A 13,023-nucleotide genomic window follows, 5' to 3' on the forward strand; every position below is an offset into this window, starting at 1 on the left:
GGACGGTGCTCGGTGGGGCGGCGGGGATCGGGGGCCGGTGTGGGACATAGTCGAGTGGACCGGGAACATCTGAGGGTGGAGTTCCGATCCCTCGGTGTGAACGGGCGAACGGAGGGCAACGCCTGAGAGAAGGGAGGGTTACAACAGGGAGTGCGTGTCACGAACTTCGCATTTCAGCCGGTACCCCTTACTCTTCTCTGCGGACCGTCCCCGCACATCTGGAGAACGACGTGCGCCTGCGTCTCACGCCTCGTGAGGACAGCTACTACGACTTGTTCGCCGACTCGGCGAACAATCTCGTCACCGCATCCCGTCTGCTGGTGGAGATCATCAGCGATGGCTCGGACAGGGAAGCCCTGGCCGAGAAGATGCGTGCCTGCGAGCACGCCGGCGACGAGCGTACTCACGCGATCATGAATCGTCTCAACGAGAGTTTCATCACGCCGTTCGATCGCGAGGACATTTATCGTCTCGCCTCGAATCTCGACGACGTGATGGACTACATGGAGGCCGCCGCTGATCTGATCGGCCTCTACCAGATCGACCACCTGCCCAAGGAGGTCGTCCGACAGGTCGAGGTGCTCGAGCGCGCGGCCGAGCTGACCGCCGAGGCCATGCCCCGCCTGCGCGGCATGAACAACCTCAACGAGTACTGGATCGAGATCAACCGGCTGGAGAACCAGGCGGACCAGGTCTACCGACGCCTGCTCGCCAAGCTCTTCGGCGGAGAGTACGACGCGCTCACCGTCATGAAGATGAAGGAGGTCATCGATCAGCTGGAAATGGCCGCAGACGCCTTCGAGCACGTGGCGAACACGATCGAGTCGATCGCGGTCAAGGAAAGCTAAGTGGAGCTAGCACTTGTCATCGGCGTCATCGTCATCGCCCTGGTGTTCGACTACACCAACGGCTTCCACGACGCCGCGAACGCGATCGCGACCTCGGTCTCGACCCGCGCTCTGACCCCACGGGCCGCCTTGTTCATGGCCGCTGCCATGAACTTCGTCGGCGCCCATATCAGCACGGAAGTGGCCAGGACCGTCGGCACCGGCATCATCGAGCCGCCGACCGGTACGCACGGCCTGGTCATCGTGGGCGCCGGCCTGATCGGCGCGATCACGTGGAACCTCATCACCTGGTACTTCGGCCTGCCCTCGTCGAGCAGCCATGGGTTGATCGGCGGGCTGGTGGGCTCGGCTCTCGCGGCGTCGAGCGTCGTCCACTGGGACGGCGTGGTGGAGAAGGTCGTCATCCCGATGATCCTTTCTCCGTTCGTCGGATTCCTGCTCGGCGCCATCATCATGATCGCCATCCTGTGGATCTTCCGCCGGGCCAACCCGCACCGGACGAGCAAGGGGTTCCGGTACGCCCAGACGGTGTCGGCGGCCGCCATGGCGCTCGGCCACGGCCTGCAGGACGCGCAGAAGACGATGGGCGTCATCTTCCTGGCGCTGTACACCGGAGGCTTCCTCGCGCTGGACGACCCCATCCCGCAATGGGTGATCCTCGCCGCGGCCGCCGCGATCTCGCTGGGCACCTACTCCGGTGGCTGGCGCATCATGCGGACGCTGGGCCGCCGCATCATCCACCTCACACCCGCGCAGGGCTTCGCGGCCGAGGCGGCGGCGTCCGCCGTCCTGTACACGATGGCCATCGCGGCAAAGGCCCCGATCTCCACCACCCACACCATCACCAGCGCCATCATGGGCGTCGGTGCGACCAAGCGCCTGTCGGCGGTCCGGTGGGGCGTCGCCGGCAACATCATCACCGCGTGGGTCCTGACGATTCCCGCCGCGGGGCTCGTGGCCGCGCTGTCGTACTACGTCATCCATTGGATCGTCGAGTAGCAGCCCAGAGCGGCCGAGGGGCCGCCGGACCGGAGAGGCGTCACGAGCCGGAGAAGCGTCACGAGCCGCCGGGCCGCTGAGGGGTCACGAGCGGCCGAGCCGGTGAGGGGTCACGAGCCGCCGAGCCAGCGCTGGATGTTCTGGATGCGCTGCTCGCACTCCTGCACCTCGCGGACGTTGCCGATGGCCTGGTGCGACAGGCGCAGCGCGCGCAGCGCCTCCACCTGGCCGGTGTGGTTGCCGGTCTCGCGGTGGAGGCGCAGGTTCTCGTCCAGGTCGCGCAGCGCCTCCGCGTGGTCGCCGCGGTGCTGCGCGACGAGCCCGAGCGTGTGCCGGCACGCCGCCTGCTCCCGCAGGTCGCCCACGTCCTTGACGATGTCGAGCGCCTTCCTCGCGTAGGTCTCGGCCTCGGCGGGCCGGCCGAGGGCGAGGAAGACGCGCGCGAGGTTGTTGACGGCGGCCCCCTCGTACTGGCGGTCGCCGGTCTCGCGGATCGCCCTGATCGCCCGCACGGCCTTGTCCAGCGCCTGCTCGGGCTGGCCGGTGCGCAGCAGGACGCGGGCCATGGTGTCCAGGCCGAGGCCCATGCCGTTCCCGTCGCGCTGGCGGATGGACAGGGACGCCTCGGCCGTCCGCAGCGCCTCCTGCGAGCGGCCGAGCCGGACGTAGGTGCGGGCGAGGCCGCCGAGCGCGCGCGCCTCTCCTGTGCGGACGTCGAGCTCGCGCCACAGCCGCAGCGCGTGCAGCCCGTGTTGCAGGGCGTCCTCGTAGCGGGCCAGCCGCCGCAGGGTGCGGTTGAGGTTCTCCAGGTCCTGCGCCTCGCCGGCCCGGTCGGCGATCTCCCTGCGGATCTCCAGGGCGAGGTTGAGGTGCTCGCGCGACTCGGCGTACCGGCCGAGCTTGAAGTACACCAGCCCGATGGCGGCGCGCGCCTCGGCCTCGCCCCGCTTGTGGCCGATCTCCTGCGCGAGCCGCACGGCGTACCAGAGGCGCGAGAGCGCCTCGGCGTGCGCGCCTTCGTCGCGCAGGAGCTTGCCGAGGACGATGAGCGTCTCGCCCTCGCCGTGCCGGTCGCCGCTGACGCGGCAGATGCGCAGGGCCTGGGCGGCGTCGTGGCGGGCGAGGTCGCGCAGCCCGAGCTGGCGGTGGATGCGGGCCAGCTCGCGGTAGGCGTCGGCGGACTGCGGCTCGTCGCCGAGGTCGACGCGCAGGGCCAGGGCCGAGAGGCCGTGGACGGCGGCCTGGCGTGGCGCGCCCCAGTAGTAGTACAGCCGGGCCAGGTTGAGCAGCGTCTCGGCCTCGCCGGCCTGGTCGTCGATCGCCCTTCTGATGGTCAGGGCCTGCCGCGCGTGCTGCTCCGCTCCGGCGTACTCGCCGAGCCGGCGCAGGTTCTGCGAGATGGTGTCCAGCGCCTCGGCCTCCCCGGCCTGGTTGTCGGCCAGGCGGTGTAGGCGCAGGGCCTCTTCGGAGTGCTCGATGGCGAGGCGGTAGCGGCCGAGCACGCCGCGCACGTCGGCCAGGTTGTCCAGGGCGCCGGCCTCGCCGAGGCTGTCGCCGAGCCGCTTGAACCCCCACCGGGCGTCCTCGCCGTAGCTGAGCGCCTTGACGTTCTGGCCGGTGGTGCGGTGGGCGATGGCCAGGTGGTGCAGCATCTGGGCGGTCGCGGGCCACTCGTCCACCGCCTGCGCCGAGGCGAGGCCGGCCTTGTGCACGTCGATCACGTCCCGTACGTAGCCGCGGGAGGTCATGAAGTCGAAGACCGCGTCGGCGAGGTTGAACGCGTAGGAGTGCAGGCCGTGCTTGACGGCCTGGTGGGCGGCGGCGACGAGGTTGCGGCGCTCGCTCTCGAACCAGCGCAGGTGGCGGTCGCGTTCGGCGCCGGAGGCGGCGGGGGGCGTGACGGCGCGGGCGTGCAGGACGCGCCGTGGGCGGCCGAGCGCGTCCCCGGCGCGCATGGCGGTGGCCAGATAGTGGGTGAGCAGGCGGCGGACGGCTCCGGTGCGTTCCGCCTCGCCGTCCTCCAGCAGGACGCGTTCCCTGGCGAAGGCCCGCAGCAGCTCGTGGACCACGAACCGCTCGCCGCCGCCCGCGCCGGTGTTCTCGGCGCCCGTGACGGCCACCAGGTGGAGGCGGGCGAGGGACCTCAGCCGGTGGAGGGTGCCCGGCGCCGCGTCGTCCAGCAGCGAGGCGCACGCCTCGACGCCGACGTCCGGGCCGGTCATGAGCCCGAGGTACCGGAAGGTGCGCCGCAGCTCCGGCGGGAGCGCCCGGTAGGACACCTCGAAGGCCGGTCGCACGGCGGCGCGCGGCTCGTCCTCGCGGGCCAGTTTGGACAGCCGGTCCTGCCCGTCCAGGTCGCGGACGGTGTCGGCGATCTGCTCGGTCGGGTTCTGCACCAGTTTGGCGGCGGTGATGCGCAGGGCGAGGGGGAGCATGGCGCACTGCCGGACGAGCCGGGTGGCGTCGGAGGGGTTCTCCCGGACACGCGAGTCGCCCGGGCCGAGGACGGCGGCGACGAGCTTGATCGCCTCGTCCTCCGGCAGGACGTCCAGGGGGAGGGGCTCGACGCCGTCGGCGGGGGTGAGGCCGGGCCGGCCGGCCAGTCCCGCCTGGGTGGTGACGAGCATGAGGCAGCGGTTGGACGGCGGGATGAGCGCCCGGATCAGCTCGGGATCCTCGCCGGCGTTCTCCACGACGATCAGCAGCCGGCGGTCGGCGAGGCGCCGGTGGTAGGCGGCCACGAGCTCCGCCTCGTCCAGGGGCATCTGGTGGCCGCCGACGCCGAGGCCGCGCAGGAGTTGCCCGACGGCCTCGGCGGCGGTGAGCGGCCGGTTGGCGGTGCCGTGCAGGTCCAGGTACAGCTGCCCGCCGCTGAAGTGCTCGTCCTTGACGGAGCGGCCCCAGAAGGTGGCCAGGGCCGACTTGCCGACGCCGGCCATGCCCTCCACGATGACCGCCCGTGGACGGTTGGCCTCGGTGACCAGCGCGTCCAGGAACTTCAGCTCGGTCTCTCTGCCGGTGAAGCACGGCACGACCGGCGGGAGCTGCGCCGGGCCGATGCCGGTCGCCGGGATCCTCAGCGCGGGCAGCTGCCGTTTGGCGGTCGTCCTGCCGGGTGGGCCGCCGGCGGCGAGCGGCGAGGACTCCCATTCGGCCGCCCAGGGGCCGGCCGCGGCGCGCAGGGCGTCCATGTCCTTGACGGTGATCGTGGAGCCGCGCTGCTCGATGATGTCGGCGTGCGGGTGGGCGCAGGACACGCGGGCGGCCTTGGGCCGCCATACGTGGAAGGCGCGGGCGACGGCGATGCGGTCGACTCCGGCGAAACTGGCGAGATCGGCCTGGGTGAGCGGCGGGCCGATGACGACGCCCGACCCGCAGGGGCGCCCGAAGCGCAGCGCCAGCTCGATGAGGTGCAGGGCGATCTTGGCGGGGGCGCGGACGCCGGCGCCGGGGGCGCGCCGCCGGGCGACCAGGACGCGGCGGTGGCCGAGGCTCTTCATGAGCGCGGCCCCGGCGGGCAGCTCTTCGGCGAGGAAGTTGACGAACCTGTCCTTCGGGACGTGCAGGGCCCGGACGGCGGTCAGGGTCTCGATGCGCCCGCGGTGGGGCCAGTCCCACAGGGCCAGCTCGCCCTCCAGGTGGCCGGGGCCGAAGATCTCGATGATGGCCTCGTCGCCGTCGGCGGAGCCGTACAACTCCTTGGCGTAGCCGTCGAGCAGGACCGTGACGCTGTCGGGCAGGGAGTCGCGGTCGCCGAGCGTCTCGCGGGGGGACAGTTCCCTTACCCAGCCGATGGCGTGCAGGGATTCGCGTTCGATGCGGCCAAGGAGGGACCAGAACGTGCCGGGGCCTCCGGAAGTGAAGCTGTTCACGTTGTGCCTCGCTGTGCTTGTCGGCGGCGGGGCGGTCACGCGCCGGGGTGTGCGCGCGCCTCAAGCGTGACGGTCGGCCCGGTCGCGAGATGTGTCAAATGACACATCTCGCGCTGTCGCCCGGCCCGGTGGAGCGGAGCGCTCCACCGGGATCCGCGCGGTCAGACGTGGCGGTACATGACGTCGACGTCCCACCGGGTGAAACCGAGGGACTCGTACAGGCGGATGGCCGAGGCGTTGTCCTCGTCGACGTAGAGCATCACCTGGGGGAGCCCGCGCGCCCGCAGGTGGGCCAGGCCGGCCAGGGTGAGCGTGCGGCCGAGGCCGCCGCCCTGCTCGGAGGGGTCGACCCCGACGACGTACACCTCGCCGATCGCGTTGTGGCCGTGCGGCTCGTCGGGGTCGTCGTCGCCGTGCACCTTGGTCCAGTGGAACCCGACGAGCCGCGAGCCGTTCGCCGTCACCGGGGCGTCACCCGCCCCGGAGCCGCCGCCCGTCGCCGTGGCGTCGCCCGTCCCCGAGCCCACGCCCGTGGACGGGGAGCCCTCCGCCGTCCCGGAGCCGGGTTCCCGCCGGGCGGACGGGGCCGGGGCGTCGCGTACGGCGAGGAAGAAGCCGGCCGGGTCGAACCAGGGCTCCTGCTCGCGGCGCCTGAGGTCTTCGATGGTCCACGACCCCTGCTCGGGATGGCGGGCGAACGCGCGGGCGTTGACCGCGAGCCACGCCTGCTCGTCCGAGCCCGGTTCGAACGTGCGCATCCGCACGCCGGGCGGCAGCTCGGAGCCGGGCAGGGGGGCGAACAGCGAGCGGCGCATCTGCCACAGGGAGCGCACCCTGGTGAAGCCGAGGGAGGTGGCGAGCCGCTCGGCCTCCCGCTGGTCGCCGTGCGCCCACAGGCGCAGCCGGCCGTCGCTCTGGGCGAGCGCGACCTCGGTGAGCCGGCGTCCGAGGCCCCGCCGCCGGTGCGCGGGGTGGACGACGAGCTCACCGCTCGGCCCTTCGACCGGGTCGGTGGGATCGATGTGGGCGAATCCGGCCAGCGCGTCGCCCTCGTAGAGAAGCACCACTCTGGCGCCCGTGTCACCGCCATAGCGCAGGTGGAGCATGACATGTTCGTTGAGGGGACGGACGGAGTCGGCCTCGGTGGCGGCGTCGACGAGGGCGACCACGGCGGCCACTTCCTCGTCGTCGAGCCGCTCGCGGATGTCCACGCGCGCGTTCATGTTCAGACTCTAATCTGGCAGAAGACGCCATTAACTAGTGGGGTAAATCGTTACCTCTGCTTCGTTTTGTGCTGAGGTTCCGTCTCTAACCTCGTGAGTTATGACCTCACGATCGTTCACGCGGATCGCGGTCGCCGGCATCATCGCGGCCGCCGGTCTCGCGTTCGCCGCCGGCCCCGCCGCGGCGCACCCCAAGCCTCCGAAACCTCCGGTCACCGTCCCCGTCCGGCTGATCTCGATCAACGACTTCCACGGCAACCTGGAGCCGCCGACCGGCTCCGGCGGCGCCATCGTCAACGAGAGCGGGGTCTCGGTCCCGGCGGGCGGGGCCGCCTACGTGGCGACCCATCTCAAGTCACTCGTCAACGACCACTCCACGGTCGTGGCCGCCGGCGACCTGATCGGCGCCTCGCCGCTGATCTCCGCCGCCTACCACGACGAGCCCACCGTCGAGCTGCTCGGCAAGCTGGGCCTCAAGGTCTCCTCCGTCGGCAACCACGAGTTCGACGAGGGCATCACCGAGCTCAAGCGCATCCAGAACGGCGGCTGCCACCCGGTCGACGGCTGCTCGCCGGCCGGGAAGTGGAGGGGCGCCAAGTACGAGTACCTCGGCGCCAACGTCCTTTCGGAGAACAGCGGCCGGTACGCCCTGCCGCCGGTCGCCGTCAAGAAGATCAACGGCGTCAAGGTCGGCTTCATCGGCCTGGTCACCCGGACCACGCCGACGATCGTCACCGCCTCGGGCATCGCGGGCCTCGCGTTCGACGAGGAGGTCGCCTCGGGCAACCGCGCGGCCGCCCTGCTCAAGCGCGCGGGCGTCAGGGCCATCGTGGCGCTGGTCCACGAGGGTGACAGCGTCGCCCCGAACCAGAGCCCCGACGCCTGCCCGGTCACCCCGGGCGCGGGCACCCGCATCGCCCAGGGCCTCAGCGCGGACGTCGACCTGGTGGTCATGGGCCACTCGCACCAGGCGTACATCTGCAAGACCGTGGACCCGGCCGGAACGGACCGCGTCTACACCCAGGGGTCGTCGTTCGGCCGCGTGCTGACCACGATCGACTTCAACGTGGACAAGAAGACCGGCGAGGTCGTGCGCTCCTCGGTCGCGGCCGACAACCACGTCGTCACCCGCGACGTCGCCGCCGACCCCGAGATCACGCAGTTCGTGCAGACCTGGAAGGACCGGGTCGCCACGGTCGCGAACAAGGCGGTGGGCAGCATCGGCGCCGACCTCACCCGCGCGGCCGGCCCGTCCGGCGAGACGACGCTCGGCGACGTGATCGCCGACGGCCAGCTCGAGGCCACCAAGACCGGCGGCAACGCCGAGATCGCGCTGATGAACCCGGGCGGCGTGCGCGCGGACCTCACCTACGCGCAGAGCGGCTCGGAGGGCAACGGCGTGGTGACCTACGGCGAGGCCTTCACGGTGCAGCCGTTCAACAACCTGATGCAGGTCGTGACGCTGACCGGCGCCAAGCTGGACGCGCTGCTGGAGCAGCAGTGGCAGAGCGGCGGCGCGACGGTGCGCATCCTGCAGCCGTCGGCGTCCCTGACCTACACGATGAACCTCTCGCAGCCGATCGGCTCGCGGGTGTCGGACATCAAGATCAACGGTACGCCGGTCACGGACACGCAGTCGATCAGGGTCGCGGCCAACAACTTCCTCGTCGGCGGCGGCGACGGCTTCTCCGTCTTCAAGGAGGGCACCGACCTGTGGAGCGGGCCGCTGGACATCGACGCGTTCGTCGCCTACCTGGGCGCGCACTCGCCGGTCGCTCCGCCGGCGCTCAACCGCATCACGGTGGCCGGCTGACCGGTGACCTGGACCGACGGTTGACATGGCACGCTCCCGCGGCACCGCCCGCGGGGGCGTGCTCCCCCCTCGGTCCCCATGGACGGCGCGCGTACGGCGCGGAGGCGTGCGCGGGTGCCGACGCAGGGCCGACGTCATCGGCGGCCCGTCTCGGCTCGCGTCAGTGGTGGGCGGGCGCGGGCTCGCGCTCTTCGGCCGGCTCGCCGCCGCGGTCGGGCACGAAGCGGTAGCCGACGTTGCGGACGGTGCCGATCAGCGACTCGTACTCGGCGCCGAGCTTGGCGCGCAGGCGCCGCACGTGGACGTCGACCGTGCGTGTGCCGCCGAAGTAGTCGTACCCCCAGACCTCCTGCAGCAGCTGGGCGCGGGTGAACACCCGGCCGGGGTGCTGGGCGAGGTATTTGAGCAGCTCGAACTCCTTGAACGTCAGGTCCAGGGCGCGGCTGCGCAGCCGGGCGGTGTAGGTGGCCTCGTCGATCGACAGGTCACCGCTGCGGATCTCGTCGGGCACCTCGTCGGTGGCGGCGATGGACAGCCGGCCGACGGCCAGCCTGAGGCGGGCCTCGACCTCCGCGGGACCGGCCGTGTCGAGGAGGACGTCGTCGGCTCCCCATTCGGCGGTCATCGCGGCCAGGCCGCCCTCGGTGACGATCACCATCAGCGGGCAGTCGATTCCGGTCGTGCGGAGGAGGCGGCAGAGGCTCTTGGCGTGCACCAGCTCCCTTCGCGCGTCGACCAGCACGGCGTCCGCTGGAGGGGCGTCGATCAGCGCCGACGCCTCCGCGGGGGCGACCCGCACCGAGTGGAGCAACAGCCCTAGTGCGGGCAGAACCTCCGCTGAGGGCTCCAGAGCATTCGTGAGCAGGAGCAGGTTACTCACAGCACCTCCTAGTCCAGAGGCTGATCGGGGCGAGGCGGCACGGTTGCGCTCACTCACCGCATCGGCCTCCTCCCCGCGTTGTAACGGCGGCAGCCGTACAAACACGTAAAGGACCCGGGGGCTACGTCGCCCAGGTCCCGTCAGTACGTGAGGATAGCCCACGGGAAAGGGGCGTCCATAGGGCGGCCCATCTGGTGAACGAACCATCACGCGGGAAATAACCGTAACCATTCCCTTGCGGTGAGTGAGCGAAGCGTGAGCGGTGTTGAGCTGTGAGCAGGGGAGAGGGCCCGATGGCAAAAGGAATCGTGCGCTACTGGGCCGCGGCGAAGGAGGCCGCGGGGGTGGCGGAGGAACCGTTCGACGCGGTGACGCTTGGCGACCTAGTGGTGCAAATCACATCAAAATATGAAAATCCACACCTGGCGCGGGTGTTGAGCCGCTCGTCGTTCCTCGTCGACGGCGCTCCCGCCGGCACCCGCGACCCGCACACGGTCGAGCTTCCCGACGACGCCACCGTGGAGGTCCTGCCGCCGTTCGCGGGCGGGTGAGCGTCCGGCCCGTTTCCGAGGTTCGCGCGCGGATGGCCGCCGCCGTGGTGACCAAGCGTCACCATCGCCTCCGGCGGGCGGTGAGCCGTTCCGCGGCCCGGCGTCCGTTTCGCCGGGAACGGCGGGGGAAAGAGGGCGGCGCGCGGATACCCTGGTGCAGGCTGACCCCCGAAGGAGCCGGATGCGCAAACTGATCGTCTTCCTCATCCTGCTGGGCGTCCTGCTGGCCGTGCTCGACCGGGTCGCCGTGGCCGGGGTCGAGAGCGAGGTGGCCCGCCAGGTGGCGGCCCAGTACGACCTCGCCCGGCCTCCCGCGGTCAAGGTGAAGGGCATCCCCTTCCTCACCCAGGCGGTCGCCGGCCGGTACGAGGAGGTCACCGTCTCGATCGGGAAGATGACCCTGCCCGACGGCGCCCAGATCTCGCGCATCGACGCCGTCCTGCACGGCGTCCGCGCGCCCCTGATGGACCTGATCCAGAACACGGCCGCGGCGAGCGTGACCGCCGACAAGGTCACCGGCACCGTGGTGATCGCCCGGCAGACCCTGGACGCCCGGGCGCCGCGCGGGCTGCGCGTGTCGGGCAACGGCGACGACAGCCTCCAGGTCACCGGCAAGATCACCGTCGCCGGCATCGTCATCCCCGTCACGGCCAAGATGAAGATCGAGGTCGTCCAGGGTGGTGTGCGGCTCACTCCCGAGAACGTCAACGGCATCCAGGTGCCGAACGCCACCCGCTTGCTGAGCTTCACCGTGCCCATCAAGAACCTGCCGCTCAACCTCAAGATCGAGAAGGTGCGTTCCACGCCCGAGGGTCTGGCGGTCGAGGGCACGGCGACGGACGTGCCGCTGCGTGGCTGAACCGGAGCGGGCCGCCGTACGTCAAGAGGATGTGAGTCCCGCCGGAACCGCCGACGAGCAGCTTATTCGAACACTTTTCGACGAGCACGCCGGGTCACTCTACGGTTACGTGTTGCGGCTGACGGGCGATCCGGGCAAGGCGGAGGACGTGGTACAGGAGACGTTGTTGCGGGCATGGAAGCACCCTGACGTGCTGACCGACCGCCCTGTCCGGGCGTGGCTGTTCACGGTCGCCCGCAACCTGGTCGTCGACCACGCCCGCGCCCGCAGGTCCCGCCCCCAGGAGACCGGCGACGAGGCCCTCGCGGTCCTGCCCGCCGACGACGAGCTCGAGCGGGCGGTGGAGTCCTGGGGCGTCGCCGACGCGATCGCGACCCTGCGGGCCGAGCACCGGGAGGTGCTGCTCGAGACCTACTACCGGGGACGGTCGGTCAAGGAGGCCGCCGAAGCGCTGGGCATCCCGCCGGGCACGGTGAAGTCCCGCACGTATTACGCGCTGCGCGCGCTGAAGCTCGCGCTGGAAGAACGGGGGCTCGCGCCATGAGCGCCTGTGAGGACGTGAGGATGTCGCTCGGCGCGCACATGCTGGGCGCGCTGGACCCGGACGAGGCCGTGCTGGTCGAGGCCCACCTGGCCACCTGCCCCGAGTGCCGTGCCGAGTTCGAGGAGCTCAGCGGCATCACGGCGATGCTCGCCGGCGTCTCGGAGGAGGACATCGAGCAGGCGGCGAGCCCGCCGCAGGCCGTCCTGGACCGCCTGATCGCCGCCTCCGCCCGCCGGCGCCGCGCGCACAGGCTGCTGCTCGGCCTGGCGGCGTCGCTGGTCGCGCTCGTCGTGGGAGGCACGGCCTGGTTCGTCGTCACCGAGCCGCGCGGCGAGTCCTCCACCGCCGCCGGCGCCCCGGTCGTGGCCGCCCAGAGCGGGGAGGCCGCGAAGCGCGGGTCCCAGGACTCCGGCGACGCCCGGATGTTCGCCGCCACGCCCGTTCCCTCCGGGTCGCAGCAGCCCATGATCAAGGACGCCCCCGGGACGCCGAACGCGCGCGCCGGCGTTCCCATGGAAGGCGGCACGGGCACGGTGCACGCGAAGATCCTCATGATCCCGGGCAGCGAGGGGACGACGGTCGAGGTGTCCATCACCGGCGTGCCCGACGGCACCTCGTGCCGGGTCAGCGCTCTCGGGTCCGACGGCACCGTGTCCCCGGCGGGCAGCTGGACGATCGGCCAGGCCGACTACCAGGGCGGGCCGGCCACGTTCACCGGGCACACCGAGCTGACGATGGACCGCATCCGGGGCTTCGAGATCCGCGAGTCCAGCGGGAAACGGCTGCTGTCGGTTCCTTAGCGCCCGTCTCCGAGCCGGGGTGGCGCCCCCTGCCGGAGGCCGGGGCACCCCGGCCGGGACCGCCTCCGCCCCCTGCCGCGGTCCACGGCGCCACCCCTGATCGTCCGCGCGCCGGCCGCCGCTCGCCCGGGCGGGAAGTCCGCGACGCGGACGGCGCCTCCGGCGGGGAATGGCCCGCGGAGGGCCGATGTTGTCGGAGTCGATGACAGGTCTGCTGGTGCTTTGCGCGACGCTCGCCGCCGGGGTCATCATCGGGGTGACGATGCGGCGGCGCGGCGGCGCCGTGCGCGCCTCAAGGAGCGACATGGACGTGGTGGCGGCCGGCGATCTCGGCTCCGAGCTGGGCGAACGCGCCACGCTCGTGCAGTTCTCCAGTGCCTTCTGCCAGCCCTGCCGTGCGACCCGGCGCGTGCTGTCCGAGGTCTCCGGCATGGTGCCCGGGGTGCGGCACGTCGAGATCGACGCCGAGTCCCGCCTGGACCTGGTGCGCCGCTTCGACGTCCTGCGCACCCCGACGGTGCTCGTCCTGGACCACGAGGGCAGGGTGGTCAAGAAGGCGTCGGGCCAGCCCAGGAAGGCCGACGTGATCGCGGCCCTCGGTTTCGCCGCGTCTCATGAACCGGACGCGACGTGA

At 71.6% G+C, this 13,023-nt stretch carries 11 protein-coding genes and 1 pseudogene; 8 read left to right on the plus strand and 4 right to left on the minus strand.

From position 1 onward, the window contains the following. Positions 1 to 230: 230 nt before the first annotated feature. Together ACFO60_RS05445 and ACFO60_RS05450 are read left to right on the plus strand one after the other, a co-directional pair. A complete protein-coding gene (locus tag ACFO60_RS05445; protein WP_380837736.1) occupies positions 231 to 848 on the plus strand; it encodes a DUF47 domain-containing protein in 618 nt (205 codons plus the stop codon). Then, positions 849 to 1,847: an inorganic phosphate transporter gene (locus ACFO60_RS05450; protein ID WP_380837738.1), complete on the plus strand. Its 999-nt coding sequence runs from the start codon at positions 849 to 851 to the stop codon at positions 1,845 to 1,847. Positions 1,848 to 1,957: 110 nt separating this feature from the next. Here the strand turns inward: ACFO60_RS05450 and ACFO60_RS05455 are convergent, their stop codons facing one another. The 3 genes and pseudogenes from ACFO60_RS05455 to mshD all read right to left on the minus strand — a co-directional run. Next, a complete protein-coding gene (locus tag ACFO60_RS05455; RefSeq protein WP_380837740.1) occupies positions 1,958 to 5,719 on the minus strand; it encodes a tetratricopeptide repeat protein in 3,762 nt (1,253 codons plus the stop codon). Positions 5,720 to 5,880: 161 nt separating this feature from the next. Then, positions 5,881 to 6,246 carry a GNAT family N-acetyltransferase gene (locus ACFO60_RS05460; protein ID WP_380838089.1) on the minus strand — a complete coding sequence of 122 codons (366 nt, stop codon included), beginning with the start codon at positions 6,244 to 6,246 and terminating at the stop codon, positions 5,881 to 5,883. Positions 6,247 to 6,273: 27 nt separating this feature from the next. Beyond that, a pseudogene (gene mshD / locus ACFO60_RS05465) lies at positions 6,274 to 6,930 on the minus strand (mycothiol synthase); the annotation flags it as partial. 112 nt (positions 6,931 to 7,042) lie between these two features. Between mshD and ACFO60_RS05470 the strand changes: the two are divergent. Further along, positions 7,043 to 8,755, plus strand: a complete 1,713-nt coding sequence (locus ACFO60_RS05470) for a bifunctional metallophosphatase/5'-nucleotidase (protein WP_380837742.1) — start codon at positions 7,043 to 7,045, stop codon at positions 8,753 to 8,755. A 160-nt stretch (positions 8,756 to 8,915) separates the two neighbouring features. Here ACFO60_RS05470 and ACFO60_RS05475 read toward each other — a convergent pair whose 3' ends face one another. Continuing rightward, the gene (locus ACFO60_RS05475; protein WP_380837744.1) at positions 8,916 to 9,635 is read right to left on the minus strand and encodes a response regulator transcription factor; all 720 of its coding nucleotides are present in this window, start codon (positions 9,633 to 9,635) and stop codon (positions 8,916 to 8,918) included. A 293-nt stretch (positions 9,636 to 9,928) separates the two neighbouring features. On the opposite strand from ACFO60_RS05475, the gene ACFO60_RS05480 reads away from it, so the two are divergent. The 5 genes from ACFO60_RS05480 to ACFO60_RS05500 all read left to right on the plus strand — a co-directional run bounded on the left by ACFO60_RS05480 (position 9,929) and on the right by ACFO60_RS05500 (position 13,023). Beyond that, positions 9,929 to 10,186, plus strand: coding sequence for a MoaD/ThiS family protein (locus tag ACFO60_RS05480; protein ID WP_380837746.1), 258 nt, complete (start codon positions 9,929 to 9,931; stop codon positions 10,184 to 10,186). Positions 10,187 to 10,367: 181 nt separating this feature from the next. Next, complete coding sequence (locus tag ACFO60_RS05485; protein ID WP_380837748.1) at positions 10,368 to 11,045, plus strand: LmeA family phospholipid-binding protein; 678 nt, start codon at positions 10,368 to 10,370, stop codon at positions 11,043 to 11,045. A 31-nt stretch (positions 11,046 to 11,076) separates the two neighbouring features. Continuing rightward, positions 11,077 to 11,589 (plus strand): sigma-70 family RNA polymerase sigma factor, encoded by a 513-nt coding sequence (locus ACFO60_RS05490; RefSeq protein WP_380837751.1) that lies wholly within the window; start codon positions 11,077 to 11,079, stop codon positions 11,587 to 11,589. Further along, entirely contained in the window at positions 11,586 to 12,389 is an 804-nt protein-coding gene (locus ACFO60_RS05495) for an anti-sigma factor (RefSeq protein WP_380837753.1), read from the plus strand. The genes ACFO60_RS05490 and ACFO60_RS05495 overlap by 4 nt, the downstream gene beginning before the upstream one ends. Before the next feature lie 304 nt (positions 12,390 to 12,693). Next, positions 12,694 to 13,023: a TlpA family protein disulfide reductase gene (locus ACFO60_RS05500; RefSeq protein ID WP_380838091.1), complete on the plus strand. Its 330-nt coding sequence runs from the start codon at positions 12,694 to 12,696 to the stop codon at positions 13,021 to 13,023.

Origin of the sequence: Sphaerisporangium dianthi (genome assembly GCF_042654065.1) — a bacterium.
Taxonomy (GTDB): domain Bacteria; phylum Actinomycetota; class Actinomycetes; order Streptosporangiales; family Streptosporangiaceae; genus Sphaerisporangium; species Sphaerisporangium dianthi.